This is a genomic window from Variovorax paradoxus, assembly GCF_029919115.1.
GTDB lineage: Bacteria > Pseudomonadota > Gammaproteobacteria > Burkholderiales > Burkholderiaceae_C > Variovorax > Variovorax paradoxus_O.
Map to the genome: position 1 here is coordinate 1464334 of NZ_CP123990.1, position 20964 is coordinate 1485297.

The window sequence follows — 20964 nt, forward strand, 5'->3', positions numbered from 1 at the left end:
GAACGAAGCTCACTTGACCTTGATGACGACCTTGCCCTTGGCACGGCCTGCTTCGACATAGGCCAGGGCTTCATTGGTGGACGCGAACGGGAACACACGGTCAATCACCGGGCGGACGGCGCCGGCCTCGATCAGGCTGGTGATCTCGCGCAACTGGCTTCCGTCCGCCCTCATGAAGAGAAACGAGAAACCGACCCCGCGGGCCTTGGCTCTGCGCCTGATGCCGGCGCTCAAGAGCCGCATGACGAGTTTCACGAAACCGGGCGCGCCGCTCTCCTTGCCGAATTCAGGGTCGGGCGGTCCGGAGATGGAGATGAGCTTGCCGCCGCGCTTGAGCACGCGAAGCGACTTTTCGAGTGTCTTGCCGTCCTGGCTGTTCAGCACCACGTCGTAGTCCTGCAAGACATCCTCGAAGTCCTGTGCGCGGTAGTCGATCACCGCGTCCGCGCCCAGGCTCTTGACGAGTGCTGCATTGGACGCGCTCGTCGTCGTGGCAACGGTTGCGCCCAGCTGCTTGGCCAGCTGAATGGCAAAGGTGCCGACCCCGCCGGAGCCCGCCTGTATGAAAACCTTCTGGCCCTTCTTGAGCCCGGCCTTTTCGACCAATGCCTGCCAAGCCGTCAATGACACCAAAGGAATGGAGGCCGCTTCCTCCATCGTCAGGTTCTTGGGCTTGAGCGCGAGCGACGTCTCCTTCACGGGGACGAATTCGGCGAAGGTGCCAATGCGGAAATCGTCGACGCGCGCATAGACCTCGTCGCCCGGCTTGAACTGACGCACACGGGAGCCGGCCTCGACGACCACGCCAGCCACGTCGTGGCCCAGCACCATCGGCAGGCGATAGGGCAGGATGAGCTTGAACTCGCCGTCCCTTATCTTGGAATCGAGCAAGTTCACGCCGGCGGCATGAACCTCGACCAGCACCTCGTCGTCGCGCAGCTCTGGCGTCGGCATCTCTGCCGCTCGCAGCGGCCGCTTCTTGCCGTAACGGTCAAGAACAAAAGCTTTCATGGTCTTCCTTGTTTCCTGGCGGACCCAGGTTTGCGAATGGCAGCGATGCCGGGATGCTCATCTTTATTTCGTATGATATTCATCATATTTTTTGGCAAGAAACACAGGCGCCGGTTGGCGGCCGATTTCAGGCGGCGCCCAGGTGCTTCAGCGCGGCTTCGCGCAGGCTTGCCGACAGCGCGGGCTCGTCGACCGCGCGCGCCAGCAGCAGCGTGCCCACCATGGTGGCCACGGTCGCGAGCGCCCGTTCGTGCGCGCCGGGCTGGCCCCAATCGGGCGACTGGCGGGCGACAAGATCGATCATTTCCTTGACGTGGCGCGTGGTGGCCCGGCGCACCTCCGGTGCCTGGCGCGGCGTTTCAGAACCCAGCGCGGCAAGAGGGCAGCCGAGTTCGACCTGCGCCACGTGTTCGGGGGAGAGGTAAGTGCGGAGCATCACCGCCAGCGCCTGCTCGGGCGGCACGCTGGCCGCGACGTTGGCCGCCACCGCGGCCGATTCGGCGCATGCCCGGCTTGCCGCTTCGGCCAGCATGGCTTCGCGCGACTCGAAGTGGGCATAGAAGGCGCCGTGGGTCAGGCCCGCTTCCTTCATGATGTCCGCGACGCCGGTTCCGCCGTAGCCGCTGCGGCGGATGGCGCGCGCGGCCGCGGACACGATGCGCTCGTGAGAGGCTTCTTTGGCAGAGGTCCTGGTTCCGTGTTTTGCATTTCGCATGATGCGCATCATACATATTTCGGAAGAGCACGTAAACCTGGGCCTCGAAGCGTGTCGCCCCCCGGAATGGCCGCCGTGCACAATCTGCCGCATGTCGACCCTCTTTCAGTGAATGCGAATCCACGAACTCAAGCAACGGCTGCGGCAAGCCGGCGCGGGCCCCAGCCACGAGCAGCGGATCTTGCGGCTGTGGTCGCACGCGCTGCCCCGCAACAGCGGCAGGCGCCTGCCGGCGAGCTTCTTTCCGTCTTCGCTGCTCGAAGCCTTGCCATCCATTGAAGCCGAGCTTGCGGGGTTGGCGCGCATTCACACGGTGCATCCCGGCGCCGACGGTTCCGAACGGCTGCTCGTTGCCCTTGCGGACGGCCAAACGGTGGAAAGCGTGTTGCTGCCCCGCGCTGGCTTGTGCGTGTCGTCTCAGGTCGGCTGCGCGGTAGGGTGCCAGTTCTGCATGACGGGCCGGGACGGATTGCTGCGCCAGGTGGGAAGCGCCGAGATCATTGCCCAGGTCGCCCTTGCGCGCATGCGCCGGCCGGTGCGCAAGGTGGTGTTCATGGGCATGGGTGAACCGGCCCACAACCTGGACAACGTGCTGGAGGCGATCGAACTGCTCGGCACTGTCGGCAACATCGGCCACAAGAACCTGGTGTTCTCCACGGTGGGCGATCCGCGCGTTTTCGAACGGCTGCCGCAAGAAAGCGTGCGGCCAGCGCTGGCGCTCTCGCTGCACACCACCAAGGCCGAGTTGCGCAGGAAGCTCCTTCCGCGCGCGCCCGGCATGACGCCCGAAGAACTGGTCGACGCAGGCGAGCGCTACGCCAGGGCCACCGGCTACCCGATCCAATACCAGTGGACGCTGCTCGAAGGCGTCAACGACGGGCCGGACGAGATCGAGGGCATCGTCAGGCTGCTGTCCGGCAAGTACGGCGTGCTGAACATGATTCCCTTCAATGCGGTGGACGGCGTGGCGTTCAGCCGTCCGTCGTGGGAGCGCTGCAAGCAGATGGCTCGTGCGCTGCACCAGCGGGGCATTTTGACGAAGCTGCGCAATTCGGCGGGGCAAGACATCGACGGCGGCTGCGGCCAGCTGAGGGCGCGCGTGGCCGAGGTGCCGGTGCGCTTCGTTGAAGGGCGGCGGCGCAATCCCGCCAATCTTGTTACTCCCGGCATTCGGCCGCCCGCGCCAAACTGACTCCTGCCGCCACCGAGCGGCAAGCAACAGCGATAGCTCGCTTCGGTCACAAGGCGCGGGCGTTCGCCAACCCAGGAGATTTCAGCAATGACTGCATCCATCGAAAGCGCGCCCGAAGGCGGCCAGCCTGCCATGCACACGCCTCCCGTCGTGTCGCCCAAGGCGTGGCAAGCGGCCTACGAGCAACTGCTGGTAAAGGAAAAAGCGCACACCCGCGCCCGAGACGCCTTGGCCGCCGAACGGCGGCGAATGCCGTGGACGGCCGTGGAGAAGACCTATGCCTTCGAAGGCCCCGCGGGCAAGGCCAGCCTGGCAGACCTGTTCGAGGGACGGCGCCAGTTGATCGTGTATCGTGCCTTCTTCGAGCCCGGCGTATTCGGCTGGCCTGAACACGCCTGCCGCGGCTGCTCGATGGTGGCCGACCAGGTGGCCCATGTGGCGCACCTGAACGCACGCGACACCACGCTTGTCTTCGTTTCGCGGGCGCCTCAGCAAGACATTGCGCGGCTCAAGGCACGAATGGGGTGGGAGATACCGTGGTTCACCCTCACCGACAGCTTCGATGCCGACTTTGGCGTGGACGAATGGCACGGCACGAACGTGTTTTATCGCGACGGCGGCCGCGTGTTCCGAACGTACTTCCTGAACAACCGCGGCGACGAGCAGATGGGCAATACCTGGAACTATCTCGACATCACGCCGCTGGGCCGGCAAGAGGTATGGGAAGACTCGCCCAAGGGCTATCCGCAGACGCCCACCTACAAGTGGTGGAACTGGCACGACAGTTATGCCGCCGATGCCGAGTCCGACAAGAAATGGGCCGAGGTGTCGGCGGCTGGCGAGGCGGCCTTCCGGGAGGAGAGCGCCCGCGCCAAGTCTTGACGCACGGCTCAAGGGGCATGCCTTCTCGCGCTACTTGGAGGAGCCCTGCTTCGCCATTCGCGTCCAGCGCTGGTCGGTGTGCCTGCCCGCATATTCCTGGTCGATCTCGTCGATCAGCTTATCGGCGTTCTTCGGGTCGACTGCCGCCAGGATGGCGTCGATCTTGGCTTCCATGCGGTCGTCGCCTTCCTTGGATTGCGGCGAGCCGACATACAGAAGAAACGCCAGCCCGCCGATCTGCCAGATCAGCTGCAAAAATTCCGATTGCCAGTTTTCCAGCGTGTCGCGCGACATCTGGATGAGGTAGCCCGACATTTCCGGCGGCACGCCGAAATTCTTTTGTTCGTCGACATAGGCGAACCAGCCAAAGACCCAGTGGCCGACCAACGAGACGAGGAAGAAGCCCAGGGTGACCCACCCATAGCCGTAGAGTTTCCAGATCGATTTCTTCATGTTGTGCTTTCCGCTCGGGTTGCTTTTTCAGTGGCGCCCTTGTGGGCGCGGCGTGCACGCTCACCGCGCGTCTTGTCCAGCGCCGCATGGCTTTTCTTTGCGGCTGCTTCGCACTGTTCGTGCAGTACGGCCAGCTCCTTGTCGGTGAGCTTCTCGATGCCGATGAATTCGTCGCCGGCGTTGGAAGAGCGAATCAGTTCGTCGAGCTTGGTCTGAAGTGCCACCCCATCGCGGTTTTGCGTGTTCTGGATCAGGAACACCATCAAGAAAGTGACGATGGTGGTGCCCGTGTTGATGGTCAGTTGCCAGTTTTCCGAAAAGCCGAAGAAAGGGCCCGCAACTGCCCAGGCAACCACCAGCGCGATGCACAGCAGAAATGCAAATGGACTGCCGGCTGCGCGCGCGGTGGCATTCGCAAAGGTTGCAAAGAACTTGTCCATGGGTGAAAGGGTGCTGCTTCGTCAGCCTCTGGGCGTCATCCATCGCCGATAAAACGAGGCTGAAAATTACCCTTGCGCGTGTGAGGGGCGAGCCATCTGCCGGCTCGAGGTTGCGTTCGGAGCCGCTGCGGGAAGGTAACCGGAGGTAGGAAAGTACCGACCCGCGCTGGCGACGGTTGCTTGCGTCGGCAGGCTGCGGTAGTGACTGAGATAAAGGTCCCACTCAATGGAGGTGACCCATGCACGCAAGAGTTCGTCTTCTCGGCCATCCGGTGCACCAGATGCTCGTGGTGTTTCCGCTCGGGCTGCTCGCCACGGCGGTGGTCTTCGACATCATCTACCTGATCGGCAACAGCCAGGTCATGGCGGCGGTGTCCTATTGGATGATCGCGGCGGGCCTGGTCGGCGGCCTTCTGGCTGCGCCTTTCGGCACCATCGACTGGCTGGGCATTCCGGCCGGAACGCGGGCCAAGCGCATCGGCGCAATGCACGGCGGTGGCAACGTGCTCGTGCTGCTGCTGTTCGCGCTGAGCTTTTTCCTGCGCGACAGGGACTACGCGCCGGGCCTGGCGCAAATGGTGTGGTCCTTCGCGGGTGCGGCCATCGCAATGGTCACCGCCTGGCTAGGCGGCGAGCTGGTGGACCGGCTGGGCATAGGCGTCGACGAAGACGCGAGCTTGAACGCTTCCAGTTCGCTGAACAAGCGGCATGTGGTGGCCGGCAAGTAAAGGTATCAAGCCGGGGCTCGCTCGGCCATATCGACCGACAGCACAGCTTGCAGCACCTGGGCCTCTTCCACCGGTTTCACGAAGTGGCCGTCCATGCCGGCGCGCCTGCTCTTTTCGCGGTCTGCCGGCTGGCCGAACCCGGTCAGCGAAAAAATCTTGAGAGGCGCTGATTCACCCAGTTCTTTTCGCAGCAGCGCGGCCAGCTCGTAGCCGTCCATCACCGGCAAGCCGATGTCCAGAAAGGCGACCTCCGGCTTGAACGACGAGGCAAGCGTCAAGGCCGCGGCCGGGTCGTAGGCCACCCGCGCGTCGTGCCCGTGCTCGCGGAATATTGCGCCGAGCAGGTCCGCGGCATCCTGGTTGTCGTCGACGATCAACACCTTGCGGCGAAGCACGGCGCCGCTCGAAAGCGCAAGCGCCTCGGGCGAGATGGCCTTCAACTGGTCGCTGGAGGGCAGCGGCAGGCGAACCGTGAACTCGCTGCCTTGTCCCGGCCCGGCACTGCGGGCTTGTACCGTGCCGTTGTGCGCGGCAACCAGGCTCTTGACCAGCGCCAGGCCCACGCCGAGCCCGCCTGCGGCGCGCTCGATCGTTTGCGCCCCCTGGTAGAACAGGTCGAAGACCTTGGGCAGCGCGTCTTCTTCGATGCCCCGCCCGTTGTCGGTCACGGAGATGACCACGTCGCCTTGTTCCTGCCGTGTTTCCAGATGAATGACGCCGCCCAACGGGGTGTAGCGCGCGGCATTGGTCAGCAGATTGCTGATCACCTGGGCCAAGCGCGTCGGGTCTCCATGCCAGAGCATCGCGCTGTCCGGATAGAGGGCATTCAGTGTGTGCTGGCGCTGCTCCATCAGCACGCTCACCATTTCGACGGCCTTTGCAAGCACCGATGCCAGCTGAACCGTTTCTTCGCGCAGCGTCAACTTGCCCCGGGTCACGCGCGACACGTCCATCAGGTCGTCGACCAGCCGGATCAGGTGCTGAACCTGGCGGTGGATGGCGTCCTGCTCCTTCGAGGTCTTGAGGTCTCCGCGCCGCTTCATCAACTCGAGCGCAGTGACGATCGGCGCCAGCGGATTGCGAAGTTCGTGCCCGAGCACCGCAAGAAATTCGTCCTTCGCCCGGCTGGCGCGTTCGAGATCGCGCAGGAGCGCTTCGCGCTCGGCGCTCGCCCGCTCCTGTCCCCGCCGTGAGGCGACGAGGTCGGTCACGTCCACGGCAATCAGCATCAGGCCGTACAGGCGGTCGACCCGCTTCAGCGGCTGCACACTGAGCTTGAAATAGCGTTCATCGAGGCGCCCGCTGCCGGCGCGCTCGACCAGGGTCAGGTGCTCTTCGGCCACATAGGGGTGACCGGATTCGAAGGCCTCGTCCAGGATGCGCAGCGTGTCGTCACGCGCGCAAAGCTCGGGCAGTGCCTGCGCGTAGGTTTTTCCTTCAAGGTCGAACTTGCCCACCATCGACTTGTAGACATCGTTGGCCAGTTCGAACCGGTGCTCGGTGCCCACCAGCAACGCCGCGGCAACAGGCGCCTGGCGCAGCAGGTCGTTTCGTTCGCTCTCGGCTTCTTCGCGCGCCACGCGCTCCGTAACGTCGCGCGAAAAGCAGCGCGTGTAGCGCAGCACCCCGTTTTCGAAACGGCCGTTCGACTGGATGAGAACGTGCTTGATGGCGCCGTCCTTGCAGACGAGGCGGGCCGGGTAGTTGCGCAGCGTTTCCCCCGCGCTGAGCCGCTTGAGAATGTCCTGGATCACCGGCTGGTCGAGATGAAACCGCGTGATGTGCTGGCCGATGTATTCGTCGGCGCTGTAGCCCAGCAGCTCGAGTTCCGCCCGGTTGGCCCAGAGGATCGTGCCGTCGGCCGCCACCTGGTGCAGGCCTTCCGCGGCGTTCTCGGCGAAGTCAGCCAAGTCGCGCTCGCGCGCACGCGTGGATTCTTCAGCCTGGCGCCGGCGCAGCACTTCGTCGTCCAGCGACAGCACCTTTTGCTGGAGCACCGCGATCTCGGCCGGCGCCATGATGGCCGTGCCGCCGATGGGAATCACCCGGGAATGCGCCTGGCACACATGGCGGAATACCGCGGCGTGCGCCGTGCCCGGGAATACGGAGAGCGGATAGCCGCAAAAAAGCTCGAACTCGCGCCGGGTGGCAAGTCGGTTCCAGTAACCCTCCAGCAAGAGCGCATCTTCATGCTTGCCGTCCGCGCAAAGAAGAGCGACCAGCTCGCCGTAGATGCGGAGCTTTCCGCGGCCTTGCAGGGTATCGAGCAGGCCCCCGACCAGCTGGTTGAACAGGCGTTCGTCGGGCTTGCCGTTCAACACGATTTGTCCGAGCGCTTCCGCGGCGTCCACGAAAACGATGTTGTCGTCGGGGCCAACCCCGGACAGGCGCATGCGGAAATTGCGGCGATGTGCCTCGGTGGCAAGAATCAGGGCGCAACCGCCTTCAGCCAGGGCTTCGGCCAGAAAGTCGGCTGCCGACGCGATCAGGATCTTTTCGTCGTCGTAGAACTGCACCTGGTGGGCGCAAGGGGCGCCGGTGTCGCTGGCAGGGAGAAGATGGGCGCTCATGCCGCACATTTTCAGGCCTGCTCGACTCATCGGCATACATCACAGGACACTGTCCGACACGCGCTTTACACGATAGGGCGCTCCGGCCCCACCGAATGCCGGACGCGCGTGCGTCCGGCGCTTTCCAAATCAGCGGATCAGCAGTTGCCCTTCTTGGCCTGTCCTGGCGGGCATTGCTTTCCGTAGCCACCACCGCCGTGGCCCGGGCCGTCGGTGTAGACGGCACAGCCGCCGAGCATTGCTGTTGCGAGGAGTGCGGCGAATAGTTTCTTCATGGGGAGCTTTCGAATTTTTTGGAATTCGAGCATAGCTGTCGTGCCCGGCCTTCCAACGGTCGTCAGCGGTTTCTCCGTGTAGGACTTCACGACGCGTGGCTTCGATCGGATGCGGAGCGCCGCGCGGCAGGAAACCCCGGGGATCCGGCACATTTCGGCAATCTCGCCTGGAACCTGCTCCGCCGGCCGTGCTTTCCGAAGAAGACCTGCCCGATGATCCGGCCGCACGTGCATGCGGCGCGGAAACGTGTTGCAGCTCTTCGAACAACGCGGGCGCGGGGCCCGCCCACAGGGATGGCCTATGCCGAAACAATCAAGACACGACATCGCGCGGAAAAGCGGGCGGCTGGCAAGTCGCCTCGCTGTACTCGGCGCTTCTGCGGTGCTGGCGGGCTGCGCCGTGGGCGTCGGCTTCGGCATTCCGCTGGCCCCAGGGCTGTCGCTCAGCGTGGGTGTCGGCTCCGGTGGGCCGAGCCTGGGCCTGAGCACCGGCTGGGGGCCGCTCGGCGCGGGCATCAGCGTGAACCCTCGCGGCCAGCTCGTCGGCAGTGCAGGCATCGGCGTGGGTGCGGGGCCGGTGGGCGTCGGGGTCGGCCGCAGTGTGGTGCTGCACGACCCGCAACAACCGCCGGCCTACGCGTTGCCCGAGGCACCCACCTATGGCGTTGGCCAGCCCGGCGATCCCATGGCGCCCTGAGGTTCAGACGCCCGTTGCGGCTCAGGGCTGGAAGCCGGACCGGCGCACTACCGGCTCCCATTGCTGACGGAAGGCCTTGAGCATTTGCACGGTCTCGGCCTGCGTGCTGACGATGGGTGTGATGTAGGCGGCATTGGCGGCCTTCTGCAAGGCCGGGTCTTGCATCACGTCGCGGATGGCGGCGGCCAGCAACTGCACCTTGGCGGGCGGCATCGTGGCGGGCGCGAAGAAGGTGTTCCAGCCGTCGGCATCGATCTTCATGCCGGCCTCGCGGAAGGTGGGAATCGCCGGCGCGAAGCTCACACGCTTCTTGCCCGACACAGCCAGGATGCGGATCTTGCCGGCCAGATGCTGGCCATAGAGCGAGTCGAGCGTGTCGATCGCAATCGGCAAGCTGCCGCCGCTCAGGTCGGCCGACAGCGGCGCCGATCCGCCGTAGCCCTTGATCTGCGGCTGCACGCTGAGCGCGTCGCCCACCATCAGGCCGAAGAAGTGGGGCAGGCTGCCGGTTGCCGGCACGCCGAAGACGGCTTCTTCCGGATGCGCCCAGAGCCGGCCCACCAGGAACATGGCGCGGTCGAGCTGCAGCTTGTTGCCCACCGCCAGCGCAAAGTCGTAGCTGCTGACCTGCGAGACCGGCACAAAGTCCCTGTCGGGGTCGTAGCCCGCGTCCTTGAACACGAGCGGCGCCACCACCATCACGGCGGGGTTGCCGAGCATCAGCACGTTCTGTCCCGCGGGCGCGCGCTTGACCTCCTTGGCTGCAAGCCGGCCGCCTTCGCCGGGGCGGTTCTCGACGGTGGTTGCCACGCCGAGCTTGGCGCCGAGCCGCTCGGCCACCAGGCGGGCGATGCGGTCGGTACTGCCGCCGGCGGTGTAGCCCACCACCAGCGTCAGCGGACCGTCGAGAGCGGGCGCCTGGGCATGGGCGAGGGGCGCGGCACACGCGCCGAGCGCCAGGCACCATGCGGTGAGCTTTCGGCGGGAAAGAAAAACAGACATGGGTCCTCCTGCTGCGTTATTTGCGAACGGGTGCGCGCAGGTTTTCACGGCGACAATCGCCGGCCCGCTTCGTTTCAACCCGTGTAATTTGTTACTGGTTTATACGTACGCAACAATCAGTTGATCTAATCCATCAATTGCCAATTGAGGCGTGCGAGTCACACTGCGCCGTCGCCTCTCACACCCGTTAGAACCTTTCCATGCACGGCACGCAAGGTATGCAAGCTTTTCCCGATGCAGGCGACTTGCGCACGCCGCAATCCCTGAACGACCTGCTGCTGTATCGGCTTTCGCGCGCGGTGCGCACCAGCAGCGGCATGGCGACCCGACTTGTGGAGGGGGGCTTCGGCATCACGCGCCGCGAATGGGGAATGATCGCCACGCTTGCACAGCAGGGCGAGATGCGGTCTTCGGCGCTGGCCGCGCACCTGCACCTGGACCGCGTGCGCACCTCGCGCGGCCTGCGGGGCCTGGTCGAAAAGAAGCTGGTGGTGCGCCGGCAGGATGCGGACGACCGGCGCGAAGTGCATGTGCGGCTGAGCGCCTCGGGCCGCGAGCTCTACGAAAAGGTGTTTCCGCGCATCGCCGGGCTCAACACCGATCTGCTCGAGGGCATCGAGCCCGCGCACCTGGACATCTTCTTGCAGTGCCTGCGGCACCTCGAAGAACGCGCGAACACGTTGAGTGCACAAGGCGCGGTGGTGGAGAAGGCCAACCGGCGCTCCGGCGGCACGCGGCACCGGTGGCCGGAGTCCGGCACGGCTTAGCGGCCCTGTCCCTGGCGTGCCTTGGCAGGCGAATCGCGGAGTTCGGCTTCAGCTCCCCGGCACGATAAAGCTGGGATGCCGCGCGCAGATTTCCGGCAGCGAGCTCAGCGTGCCCGAGAGGTGCTCGCGCAGCGCCTTCTGCGCGCCGGCACTGTCGCCTTGCGCAATGGCGCGCACGATGGCGCGGTGGTCGCGAAGAATTGCCTCGGTCTTGCCCGCGGTGGGCAGGTGCAGGCGCCGCAGCCGGTCGACGTGGCCTGAAACGCGGCTCACCATGTCCCACAGGCTCGGCACCCCGGCCGCCTCGTACATCAGGTGATGAAACTTGCGGTCGGCGCCGACGAAGTCGCCGTACTGCCGTTCCGCCGCCAGCGTTGCCTGCAGCGCGATCTGTGTCTTGAGCTGCGCCACGAGATCGGGCGTGGCCTGCTCGGCCAGCTGGTGCACGATCTCGAGCTCGATCGAGCGGCGCAGAAAGTGCGCCTGCCGGGCCGCGTCGATGTCGATACGGCTGACCAGCGTCGCATGCTGGGGAAACACATCCACCAAGCCTTCTTCGGCCAGCCGCAGCAAGGCCTCGCGCACGGGTGTCTGGCTCACGCCGAACCTGTCGGCCAGCTCTTGCCGAACCAGCACTGTGCCGGGCACGAGTTCAAGCGAAAGAATGGCATCGCGCAGCTTCTCGAGCACCTGTGGTGCTGCGAGGCGCGTGCGGTCGAGTCGGATCCGGGTGAGGGCGGTCATTCGCTGGAATTCTCGCTTTGCTGAACTGATATATTAGTGTTTTAATGTAGTTGATTCCACAAAGGCCACTGGTTCAGCCATCCGGTTCAGTTCCTCCGTTTCAGCCCCCCCGATGCAACGCTCCTACGACACCCTGCGCAGCGCCCGCTGGTTCGCACCCGACGACTTTCGCTCCTTCGGCCATCGCTCGCGCGTGATGCAGATGGGCTACGCGCCCACCGACTGGGTCGGCAAACCGATCATCGCCATCGTCAACACGTGGAGCGATGCCAACCAGTGTCACTCGCACTTCAAGCAGCGTGTGGACGACGTCAAGCGCGGCATCTTCCAGGCCGGCGGCTTTCCGCTGGAGCTGCCCGCCATCTCGCTGTCCGAGAGCATGGTCAAGCCGACCACCATGCTCTACCGCAACTTCCTGGCGATGGAAACCGAAGAGCTGCTGCGCAGCCATCCCATCGACGGCGCCGTGCTGATGGGCGGCTGCGACAAGACCACGCCGGGCCTCACCATGGGCGCGCTCAGCATGGGCCTGCCGTTCATCTACCTGCCGGCCGGCCCCATGCTGCGGGGCAACTGGCGGGGGCAGGTGCTGGGCTCTGGCTCGGACGCCTTCAAGTATTGGGACCAGCGCCGCGCCGGCCAGCTGAGCGACCAGGCCTGGCAAGAAATGGAAGCCGGCATTGCGCGCAGCCATGGCACCTGCATGACCATGGGCACCGCGGCCACCATGATGGGCATTGCCGAAGCCGTCGGTTTTTCGCTGCCGGGCGCATCGAGCATTCCGGCGGCCGATGCCAACCATGTGCGCATGAGCGCCGAATGCGGCCGCCGCATCGTCGAGATGGTGTGGGAAGACCTGACGCCCGCCAAGATGCTCACGCGCGCCAACTTCGAAAACGGCATCGCCTGCGCCATGGCCATGGGCTGCAGCACCAACGCCATCGTCCACCTGATTGCCATGTCGCGCCGCGCCGGCCACCCGGTCACGCTGGACGACTTCGATGCCGCAAGCCGCCGGGTGCCGGTGGTCGCCAACATCCGGCCTAGCGGCGATACCTATCTGATGGAAGATTTCTTCTACGCCGGCGGCCTGCCCGCGATGCTGGAGCGCATTCGCGGCCACCTGAACACCGAGGCGCGCACGGTCAACGGCCGCACCATCGGCCAGAACATCGAGGGCGCCGAGGTGTTCAACGATGACGTGATCCGGCCGCTCGAGAACCCCATCTATGCCGAAGGTGCGCTTGCCGTGCTGCGCGGCAACATCGCCCCCGATGGCGTGGTGATCAAGCCGAGCGCATGCGCGCCGCACCTTCTGCAGCACACCGGCCGCGCGCTGGTGTTCGACGACTACCCCGCGCTCAAGAAGGCAGTGGACGATCCCGAGCTGGACGTGACCGGCGACGATATCCTGGTGCTGCGCAATGCCGGCCCGCGCGGTGCCGGCATGCCCGAGTGGGGCATGCTGCCGATTCCCACCAAGCTGCTGAAGCAGGGCGTGAAAGACATGCTGCGCCTGTCTGACGCGCGCATGAGCGGCACCAGCTACGGCGGCTGCCTGCTGCACTGCTCGCCGGAGGCGGCTGTCGGCGGCCCGCTGGCACTGGTGCGCACAGGAGACCGCATCTCCGTCGACGTGCCCGCGCGGCGCATTCACCTGGAGGTGAGCGACGAGGAGCTGGCCAGCCGCAAGGCCGCATGGACACCGCCGCCGCCGCGCTACGAGCGCGGCTACGGGTGGATGTTCGGCCGCCACATCCTGCAAGCCAACGAGGGCTGCGACTTCGACTTTCTCGAAACCGCGTTCGGCAAGCCGGTGCCCGAGCCCGACATTTTCTGAAGACCGCTTTTCCTCCATACCGAATCAACGCCCAAGCAAACGGAGACCCCCGACGTGAATCCCCAAACCCGCGAGAAGCTGATGCAGGTCAGCACCGCCACCCTGTGCACGGCCCTGTTCAAGCGCGGCCTGCGCAACCAGTTCATCCAGAACGTGCATCCGCTCAACCCTTCGCTGCCCAACATGGTGGGCGAGGCCTTCACGCTGCGCTACATGCCCGCGCGCGAAGACCTGAACCCGATCACCGTGTTCAACGACCGCAGCCATCCGCAGCGCCAGGCCGTGGAGCAATGCCCCGTGGGCGCGGTGCTGCTGATGGACAGCCGCAAGGACGCGCGCGCCGCATCGGCCGGCGGCATTCTGGTGAGCCGGCTCATGAAGCGCGGCGTGGCGGGCGTGGTCACCGACGGCGGTTTTCGCGACAGCCCCGACATCGCGAAGCTGGGCTTCCCCGCCTACCACCAGCGCCCGAGCGCGCCGACCAACCTCACGCTGCACCAGGCCATCGACATCAACGTACCCATCGGCTGCGGCGACGTGGCCGTGTGGCCTGGCGACGTGGTGGTGGGCGATGCAGAGGGCGTCATCGTGATTCCGGCGGACATTGCCGACGAAGTCGCGGCCGAGGCCACGGAGATGACGGTCTTCGAAGACTTCGTGCAAGAGAAGGTGCTCGAAGGCCGCTCGATCCTCGGCCTTTATCCGCCGACGGAAGAGCAAAGCCGCACCGAGTTCGCTGCCTGGCGGCAGGCCCGCGGCCGCTGACCGCCCGGCTTTCATTCATCCGACCACGACAACTACATCAACGAGAGACAAGACCATGCCCTTCATTCACCGCGCCGCGCGGCTGCTGCTCGCCGCATCTGCATTCGTACTGGCCCCCACACTGGCGCTCGCGCAGGCTGAATGGCCCGCCGCCAAGACCATCACGTATGTCGTGCCGTTCACGGCCGGCGGCTCGACCGACATCGTGGGCCGCATCCTCGCCAACAAGTTGCAGGAGAGCCTGCACCAGTCGGTGGTGGTCGACAACAAGCCGGGGCAGGCCGGCGGCATCGGCGCCGCCTACGTGGCCAAGGCCGCGCCGGACGGCTATACGCTCTTCGGCGGCACCATCAGCACGCACGCCATCAACGCCAGCCTCTACAAGAAGCTGCCCTACGACCCGATGAAGGACTTCGAGCCCGTGTCGCTGGTCGGCCGGCTGCCCAATGTGCTGATTGTCAACAGCCAGCTTGGCGTCAACTCGGTGGCCGAGCTGATCGCGCTGCTCAAGAAAGACGAATCGAAGCGCACCTTCGCTTCTTCGGGAGCGGGCACATCGACCCACCTGGCCGGCGAGATGTTCGCCGACATGATCGGCGTGAAGCTCACCCACGTGCCGTACAAGGGCACGCCGCCCGCGATGACCGACGTGGCATCGGGCCTGGTGCCCTTCATGTTCGACCAGGTGACCGCCGCGCTGCCGCTCGTGAAGAGCGGCAAGCTCAAGCTGCTGGCGGTGACCACCGGCAAGCGCATTGCGCTGGTGCCCGAGTTGCCGACCATGATCGAATCGGGCGTGGCGGGTTTCGAGATGTCGTCGTGGCAAGCTGTGTACGCGCCCAAGGGCACGCCCAAGCCCATCATCCAGCGCCTCAACGCCGAGATCGTGAAGGCGCTCAAGCAGCCCGACGTGCAGGCCAAGCTCTCGGGCCAGCTGGCCATGGACATCGCCGCCAGCACGCCCGAGGAACTGCGCGACCACATGGCCCGCGAGATTCCGCGCTGGGCCGAGCTGGTGAAGAAGTCGGGCGCCACTGCCGACTGAAACTGCGGCGCCGTGGAACCGGCCTGGGGCTTTGCGGCCCAGGCCGGAATTTCTTTTAAAGTTCCTGAATCCTTCTGGCCGTGATGCGCCCTCTATGCAAGGGTCAACATCAACCGGAGTGTTCAACGTGTTCCATCTCAAACGCAATCTCCCCGCCTGGGAGCGAATCATTCGCCTGTGCCTGGGAGCCTTCGCCGCCGCCGGCGCGTTCTACTTTCTGCCGGCCGGAACGTTTCGCCTCCTCGGGTTTGCCACGGCCGGGGTGCTTGCGTCCACCGCCATCGTCGGCTTCTGCCCGGCCTGTGCGATGCTCGGCCGCAAAGCGCCGGGCGCGGCGAAATGATCCGTGCGTCCGCACCGCTCATCGAGGCTGCATGCGCGGGAGACGAGCGGGCGCTGTCCCAACTGCTCTCCGTATGCCAGCCCGATCTGAAGCGATTCGCGCGCCGGACCTGCGCAAACAGCGAAGACGCCGAAGACGCCGTGCAGGTGGCGCTGTGGCAACTCCATAGAAAGATCGGCACGCTCGGCACGGTGGCTGCCTTCGCCACCTGGCTGTTCCGCATCGTCGAGCGTGAGTGCTACCGGATATTCAGGCGCAGCTCTGCCGCAGGCCCTCTTTTGGAGCCCACTTACCCAGAATTGGCAGCGCCGCAAATTCCCACGGACCTGCGCCTCGACCTGACAAAGGCCATTGCGGCGCTTCCGGAGCCCTACCGCGTGGCGCTGGTCTTGCGCGATGTCGAGGAACTGACTGCCCCCGAAGTCGCGGCAAACCTGGGCGTGAGCGTCGAGGCGGTGAAGAGCCGGCTGCATCGTGCCCGCGCCATGGTGCGGGAAAGCCTGATGAACGGCGGCTACTGGAATCAGGATGGCTGATCCGATGCGCCGCCGCGCTGGAGGACGTGTGGGCTTCAGTAGGCCGCGCGAGACGCTGGCTCAGCGGCTGTTGGCGCGCCGTTGAAGTCGGCCGCCAGCTTTCGTGCGGCGCCGGCGTACAGCAGCACGTCGACACCCACCGCAACGAAGGTGCAGCCGAGCTCGAGGTAGCGGCGCGCCAGCTTCGGGTCTGAAGTGAGCGTGCCCGCGGCCTTGCCGGATGCCACGATGGTCTGCATGGCGGCTTCGATTGCAGCCTGCACCTCCGGGTGCCCGGGCCGGCCGCGATGGCCCATGGAGGCGGCCAGATCGGCCGGGCCGATGAACACACCGTCGATGCCGTCCACTGCGCATATCTCGGCGAGGTTCGAAAGCGCCTTCACGGTTTCGACCTGCACCAGAAGGCAGACTTCGCTGTCGGCCACGTCCAGATAGTCGGTGCGTGCGCTCCACTGCGATGCGCGCCCCACGGCGCTGCCGACGCCGCGGATACCCAGCGGCGGATAGCGCGTGGCCGATACCAGTGCCCGGGCCTGTTCCGCCGTGTCGACCATCGGCACCAGCAAGTTCTTCGCGCCGATGTCGAGCAGCTGCTTGATGAGCGCCGTGTCGCCCTGGACCGCACGCACCACCGGCTGGGCGGGGTGCGGCGCCACGGCCTGCAGTGCGGCCAGGGTCGAGCGCAGGTCGTTGGGCGCGTGCTCGCCGTCGATCAGCAGCCAGTCGAAGCCGGCGGTGGCGCTCACCTCCGCCATGTACGGGTCGGCCATCGAAAGCCAGAGGCCGGTTTGCGGCCGGTGGGCGGCCAATGCTGTCTTGAAGGCGTTGTAGGCGGGCATGGGTGATGTCTCTTTGGCAGGTGTTGTTGGTGTGAAGCAAGCTCAGTCCAGCTGGCCTTGGCATACGTACTTGGTGTGCATGTAGTCGTCCAGCCCATGCACTGAGCCTTCGCGCCCGTAGCCGGAATCCTTCACGCCGCCGAAGGGTGCCGCCTCCGCGGCCAATGCGCCTTCGTTGATGCCGACGATGCCGGCCTCCAGTGCATCGGCCACGCGCCAGATGCGGCGCACGTCGCGCGAATAGAAGTACGCCGCCAATCCGAAAGGCGTGTCGTTGGCCTGGGCCACCACGTCGGCTTCGTCGGTGAAGCGCGTCAGGGGAACGACCGGGCCGAAGGTCTCTTCGCAGGCGCAGGCCATCGTGGCATCGGCGTTCACGAGCACTGTGGGGGCGAAGTAGTTCGGTCCCAGTGCGGGCAGCCGCGCGCCGCCTGAGAGCAGGCGCGCACCGCGGGACACCGCATCCTGCACGTGACGTTCGATCTTTTCGACGGCACGCGCATTGATCATCGGGCCGATCTGCGAGCCCGGGTCGCTGGCCGGCCCCACCCGCAAGGCCGAGACGCGTGCCGACAGCAGTTCGGCGAATTCGTCATGCACGGCTTCATGCACGAACACGCGGTTGGGGCACACGCAGGTCTGGCCGCCGTTGCGGAACTTGGCGGCCATGAGGCCCTCGACCGCGGCGCCGATCTCGGCATCCTCGAACACGATGAACGGCGCATTGCCGCCCAGTTCGAGCGACAGTTTCTTCAGCGTATCGGCCGAGCGCCGCGCCAGGTGCTTGCCGACGGGCGTCGATCCGGTGAAGGTGATCTTGCGCACCCGCGCATCGTCCAGCCACACGTCGACCACCTCGGGCGTTCGCTCGCGTGAGGCCGTCACGATGTTGAGCACCCCCGCGGGCACGCCGGCCTCCGCGGCCAGGGCCACCAGCGCCAGCGAGGTGAGCGGCGTGTCCTCCGCCGGCTTGCACACCACGGTGCAGCCCGCGGCCAGGGCCGGTGCGATCTTGCGCGCGATCATCGCGGCCGGAAAATTCCAAGGAGTGATGGCTGCGACCACGCCCACCGGCTCTTTCATGGCGAACATGCGCCGGCCGGGCACAGGGGCGGGAATCACATCGCCGTTGGCGCGCGTGGCCTCTTCGGCAAACCACTCGATGTAGCTTGCCGCATAGGCAACCTCGCCAATGCCTTCGGCCAGCGGCTTGCCTTGCTCGCGCGAGATCAGGCGGCCCAGGTCGTCCTGATGCGCAAGCACCAGGTCGTTCCAGCGCTTGAGTATTTGCGCGCGCTGCTTGGCCGGCGTGCGGCGCCATGCGGGGAAGGCTGCGTGCGCGGCATCGACGGCGGCGCGCGCGGCGTCGGCGCCGGAGTCGGGCACGTGCGCAATCAGCTCGCCGGTGGCGGGGTCGGTCACCTCGAGCGTGCGGCCGGCGGCGTCGCACCATTCGCCCGCGATGAAGTTGGCCGTGCGTTGCAGTTGGGGGCGGGAGAGGGTAAGTGGCATTTGAAGAATAGAAGTTCAGCTCACGATGCCCAGGTGCCACGGCACGAACTCGTGGTCGCCAAGGCCCAGCGCTTCGCTGCGCGTGCGTTCGCCGGAAGCGTGGCGCAATATCTGCTCGAAGATCTGCTGCCCCAGCTCGGGCACCGAGAGTTCGCCGTCGATCACCACGCCGCAGTTGATGTCCATGTCTTCTTCCAGGCGCTTGAACATCGGCGTGTTGCTGGCCAGCTTGATGGTCGGTGCCGGCTTGCTGCCGAACATCGAGCCGCGTCCGGTGGTGAAGCAGATCATCTGCGCGCCGCTGGCAATCTGCCCGGTCACGGCCACCGGGTCGTAGCCCGGCGAATCCATGAAGACGAAGCCCGCCTTGTCGATGGGCTCCGCATATTCGTACACCGCCTGCAGCGGCGTGGTCCCGCCCTTCATGGCCGAGCCAAGCGACTTCTCGAAGATGTTGGCCAGCCCGCCGGCCTGGTTGCCGTGCCCGACCACACCGTTGAACTGCGCGTTCTGGCCGGCGGCGTAGCGCTCCCACCAGGCCAGCCGGTCGAGCAGCTTCTGTCCGACCGCGGGCGTTGCGGCGCGCCGAGTGAGCATGAACTCCACACCGTGGATCTCGGGCGTTTCAGAAAGGATGGCGGTGCCGCCGTGGCGCACCAGCACGTCCATGGCCGCGCCCAATGCGGGGTTGGCCGTGATACCCGAGAAGCCGTCCGACCCGCCGCACTCCAGCCCGATCTTCAGGTGGTTGGCGCCGACGCGGGTGCGCCGCGCCGCATCGGCCTCGGGCAGCATTTCCTCGATGGCGCGAATGCCGGCTTCGATCGTCTGCCGGGTGCCTCCCACTTCCTGCATCACCATCGTGCGCATCAGCCGCCCCTGCTGGAGCCCCTGCGAGTCGACCAGCGCATCGACCTGGTTGCGTTCGCAGCCCAGGCCCACGATCAGCACGCCGGCCAGGTTGGGGTGGCGCGCGTAGCCGGCCAGCGTGCGGCGCAGCACGTCGAAATGCTCGCTCGGCGAAGACATGCCGCAGCCGCTGGTCTGCGCAAAAGCGGCCACGCCGTCCACGTTGGGAAACGCCGCCAGCCGCTCGGGCGTGAAATGCGCCGCAATGCGCTTGATGACCGTGGCCGAGCAGTTGACCGACGACAAGATGCCGATGAAGTTGCGCGTGCCCACGCGGCCGTCTGCGCGCACAAAGCCCATGAAGGTGGCGCGCTCCGCCTCAGGCACGTAGTCCACCGGCCGCACGTCCTGGCAAAAGCCCGGGTCGCGGTACGAATCGACCAGCGTGAGGTTGTGGCTGTGCACGTAGTCGCCAGCCTCCAGGTCGCGCGAAGCCACGCCAATCACGGTGTCGTACTTCTTCACCTGCTCGCCGGCCGCAATGCCGCGCGACGCGATCTTGTGCCCCGCGGGAATCTGCGCGCGCGCCCGCACGCCGAACTCGGCAATCGTCTCGCCCAGGGCGATGGGTGTCTTGGCAACCAGTACGTTGTCGTTCGGGTGCAGGCGGAGCAGGGGGCTGTCGTTCATCAACCTTTCTCCATCAGTTCCTTGAGGTTGAGCTTGCGGATCAGGTCGGTCTCCTGGCGGTACACGGCTTCGACGTATTTCTTGTAGTCGGGGCCGTCCTGGTACATCACCGGTGCGTCGATGCTGTCGGCCACCTTCTTGAATTCTTCGCTGTTGACGGCCACGCGGAATGCGTCGCGCAGCTTTTTTTCCACTGCGGGCGGCAGTCCGCGCGGCGCGCCGATGCCGTTCGGTGCCTCCACCACCACGTCGAAACCCAGTTCCTTGAGCGTGGGCGTGTCCTTGAAGCGCGGCGTGCGCGCCTCGCCCCAGGTGGCAAGCAGGCGCAGCTTGCCGCTTTCCACATGCGGGGCCCAGGAGCTGCTGTCCGCCAGCATGTCGACCTGTTCGCCCAGCACGTCCTGCAGCGCCGCTGAGCCGCCCTTGTAGGCAATGGCGTTGAACTTGACACCCGCTGCCTGCGCGAACTGCTCCATGCCCACGTGGGTGGCGCCGCCCACGCCGGCGTGGGCATAGCTGATCACGCCCGGCTTGGCCTTGGCCTGCGCCAGCATGTCCCGCAGCGACTTGAAAGGCGAACTCGCCGGCACCGCAATGCCGAAGGTCTGGCCCGAGGTGCGGGCAAGGTAGCTCAGGTCTTTCAGCGGATCGACCTGCACGGTGCCGATCTGCGCAAAGCGCGTGACCGAGATCGGGATCTGTCCGATGGTGTAGCCATCAGGCCTGGCGGAAGCCAGGGCCTTGGTGCCGATCATTCCCGAAGCGCCGGCCCGGTTTTCAAGCGCAATCGGCTGGCCGAGTTCTCGCGCTGCAATCTGGCAGATGGCGCGCATCGAGCGGTCGGCCGTGCCGCCGGCCGGCCAGGGGCAGATGAAGGTGATGGGGCGTTCGGGATAGTCGGCTGCGAATGCGCGGGCGGGCACCGCGGCCAGTGCGGCGGCACCAAGGCTGCCCAGCATCAATTGACGTCGCCGTGGGGAGTGATTCAAGGTCATGTGTGTCTCCGACGATTTGTAGTTCGATGAAAGCAGAGCGCATTCTTCAGTAGACAATCATTGCAATCCAATGA

The 20964-nt window shown here is 65.9% G+C and carries 22 protein-coding genes; 10 read left to right on the forward strand and 12 right to left on the reverse strand.

All coding sequences use genetic code 11. The features are described from left to right. Positions 1-9: 9 nt before the first annotated feature. On the reverse strand, positions 10-1011 hold the full coding sequence (locus QHG62_RS07245) for an NADP-dependent oxidoreductase (protein WP_281150204.1): 1002 nt from the start codon (positions 1009-1011) through the stop codon (positions 10-12). Positions 1012-1138: 127 nt separating this feature from the next. Then, positions 1139-1738, reverse strand: a complete 600-nt coding sequence (locus QHG62_RS07250; RefSeq protein WP_281150205.1) for a TetR/AcrR family transcriptional regulator — start codon at positions 1736-1738, stop codon at positions 1139-1141. 100 nt (positions 1739-1838) lie between these two features. Here QHG62_RS07250 and QHG62_RS07255 point away from each other — a divergent pair, with 100 nt between their 5' ends. Together QHG62_RS07255 and QHG62_RS07260 are read left to right on the forward strand one after the other, a co-directional pair. Beyond that, complete coding sequence (locus tag QHG62_RS07255) at positions 1839-2918, forward strand: RNA methyltransferase (RefSeq protein WP_281150206.1); 1080 nt, start codon at positions 1839-1841, stop codon at positions 2916-2918. A gap of 87 nt (positions 2919-3005) precedes the next feature. Further along, positions 3006-3800 (forward strand): DUF899 domain-containing protein, encoded by a 795-nt coding sequence (locus tag QHG62_RS07260; protein ID WP_281150207.1) that lies wholly within the window; start codon positions 3006-3008, stop codon positions 3798-3800. Positions 3801-3830: 30 nt separating this feature from the next. On the opposite strand, the gene QHG62_RS07265 is transcribed toward QHG62_RS07260, so the two are convergent. Next, complete coding sequence (locus QHG62_RS07265; protein WP_281150208.1) at positions 3831-4253, reverse strand: DUF6766 family protein; 423 nt, start codon at positions 4251-4253, stop codon at positions 3831-3833. Further along, positions 4250-4693 carry a low affinity iron permease family protein gene (locus tag QHG62_RS07270; protein ID WP_281150209.1) on the reverse strand — a complete coding sequence of 148 codons (444 nt, stop codon included), beginning with the start codon at positions 4691-4693 and terminating at the stop codon, positions 4250-4252. The genes QHG62_RS07265 and QHG62_RS07270 overlap by 4 nt, the downstream gene beginning before the upstream one ends. A 239-nt stretch (positions 4694-4932) precedes the next feature. Between QHG62_RS07270 and QHG62_RS07275 the strand changes: the two genes are divergently transcribed. Beyond that, positions 4933-5421 carry a DUF2231 domain-containing protein gene (locus tag QHG62_RS07275; protein WP_281150210.1) on the forward strand — a complete coding sequence of 163 codons (489 nt, stop codon included), beginning with the start codon at positions 4933-4935 and terminating at the stop codon, positions 5419-5421. A 5-nt stretch (positions 5422-5426) separates the two neighbouring features. On the opposite strand, the gene QHG62_RS07280 is transcribed toward QHG62_RS07275, so the two are convergent. Beyond that, a complete protein-coding gene (locus QHG62_RS07280) occupies positions 5427-7991 on the reverse strand; it encodes an ATP-binding protein (protein ID WP_281150211.1) in 2565 nt (854 codons plus the stop codon). Between the two features lie 137 nt (positions 7992-8128). Further along, positions 8129-8266 (reverse strand): hypothetical protein, encoded by a 138-nt coding sequence (locus tag QHG62_RS07285; RefSeq protein WP_281150212.1) that lies wholly within the window; start codon positions 8264-8266, stop codon positions 8129-8131. A 382-nt stretch (positions 8267-8648) separates the two neighbouring features. Here QHG62_RS07285 and QHG62_RS07290 point away from each other — a divergent pair, with 382 nt between their 5' ends. Then, complete coding sequence (locus tag QHG62_RS07290) at positions 8649-8963, forward strand: hypothetical protein (RefSeq protein ID WP_432445587.1); 315 nt, start codon at positions 8649-8651, stop codon at positions 8961-8963. Positions 8964-8984: 21 nt separating this feature from the next. On the opposite strand, the gene QHG62_RS07295 is transcribed toward QHG62_RS07290, so the two are convergent. Next, on the reverse strand, positions 8985-9965 hold the full coding sequence (locus QHG62_RS07295; RefSeq protein ID WP_281150213.1) for a tripartite tricarboxylate transporter substrate-binding protein: 981 nt from the start codon (positions 9963-9965) through the stop codon (positions 8985-8987). 218 nt (positions 9966-10183) lie between these two features. On the opposite strand from QHG62_RS07295, the gene QHG62_RS07300 reads away from it, so the two are divergent. Beyond that, positions 10184-10732 (forward strand): MarR family winged helix-turn-helix transcriptional regulator, encoded by a 549-nt coding sequence (locus QHG62_RS07300; RefSeq protein WP_281150214.1) that lies wholly within the window; start codon positions 10184-10186, stop codon positions 10730-10732. Between the two features lie 48 nt (positions 10733-10780). Here QHG62_RS07300 and QHG62_RS07305 read toward each other — a convergent pair whose 3' ends face one another. After that, positions 10781-11476, reverse strand: a complete 696-nt coding sequence (locus QHG62_RS07305) for a GntR family transcriptional regulator (RefSeq protein ID WP_281150215.1) — start codon at positions 11474-11476, stop codon at positions 10781-10783. 112 nt (positions 11477-11588) lie between these two features. Between QHG62_RS07305 and araD the strand changes: the two genes are divergently transcribed. The 5 genes from araD (at position 11589) to QHG62_RS07330 (ending at position 16005) form a co-directional block, all read left to right on the forward strand. Then, positions 11589-13316 carry an L-arabinonate dehydratase gene (gene araD, locus QHG62_RS07310; RefSeq protein WP_281150217.1) on the forward strand — a complete coding sequence of 576 codons (1728 nt, stop codon included), beginning with the start codon at positions 11589-11591 and terminating at the stop codon, positions 13314-13316. 54 nt (positions 13317-13370) lie between these two features. After that, positions 13371-14081, forward strand: a complete 711-nt coding sequence (locus QHG62_RS07315; RefSeq protein WP_157613223.1) for a ribonuclease activity regulator RraA — start codon at positions 13371-13373, stop codon at positions 14079-14081. A 55-nt stretch (positions 14082-14136) separates the two neighbouring features. Beyond that, positions 14137-15126: a Bug family tripartite tricarboxylate transporter substrate binding protein gene (locus QHG62_RS07320; protein WP_281150218.1), complete on the forward strand. Its 990-nt coding sequence runs from the start codon at positions 14137-14139 to the stop codon at positions 15124-15126. 118 nt (positions 15127-15244) lie between these two features. Continuing rightward, complete coding sequence (locus QHG62_RS07325) at positions 15245-15469, forward strand: YgaP family membrane protein (RefSeq protein ID WP_281150220.1); 225 nt, start codon at positions 15245-15247, stop codon at positions 15467-15469. Further along, complete coding sequence (locus QHG62_RS07330) at positions 15466-16005, forward strand: RNA polymerase sigma factor (RefSeq protein WP_281150221.1); 540 nt, start codon at positions 15466-15468, stop codon at positions 16003-16005. Before QHG62_RS07325 ends, QHG62_RS07330 begins: the two co-directional genes overlap by 4 nt. Before the next feature lie 35 nt (positions 16006-16040). Here the strand turns inward: QHG62_RS07330 and hpaI are convergent, their stop codons facing one another. From hpaI to QHG62_RS07350, 4 genes are read right to left on the reverse strand one after another with little or no spacing between them, the layout of a single operon-like run. Beyond that, positions 16041-16844 (reverse strand): 4-hydroxy-2-oxoheptanedioate aldolase, encoded by an 804-nt coding sequence (gene hpaI / locus QHG62_RS07335; RefSeq protein WP_281150222.1) that lies wholly within the window; start codon positions 16842-16844, stop codon positions 16041-16043. A gap of 42 nt (positions 16845-16886) precedes the next feature. Further along, positions 16887-18356: an NAD-dependent succinate-semialdehyde dehydrogenase gene (locus QHG62_RS07340; RefSeq protein WP_281150223.1), complete on the reverse strand. Its 1470-nt coding sequence runs from the start codon at positions 18354-18356 to the stop codon at positions 16887-16889. Between the two features lie 15 nt (positions 18357-18371). After that, complete coding sequence (locus QHG62_RS07345; protein ID WP_281150224.1) at positions 18372-19895, reverse strand: UxaA family hydrolase; 1524 nt, start codon at positions 19893-19895, stop codon at positions 18372-18374. Continuing rightward, positions 19895-20890: a tripartite tricarboxylate transporter substrate binding protein gene (locus QHG62_RS07350; RefSeq protein ID WP_281150225.1), complete on the reverse strand. Its 996-nt coding sequence runs from the start codon at positions 20888-20890 to the stop codon at positions 19895-19897. Before QHG62_RS07350 ends, QHG62_RS07345 begins: the two co-directional genes overlap by 1 nt. Between the last annotated feature and the right edge of the window lie 74 nt (positions 20891-20964).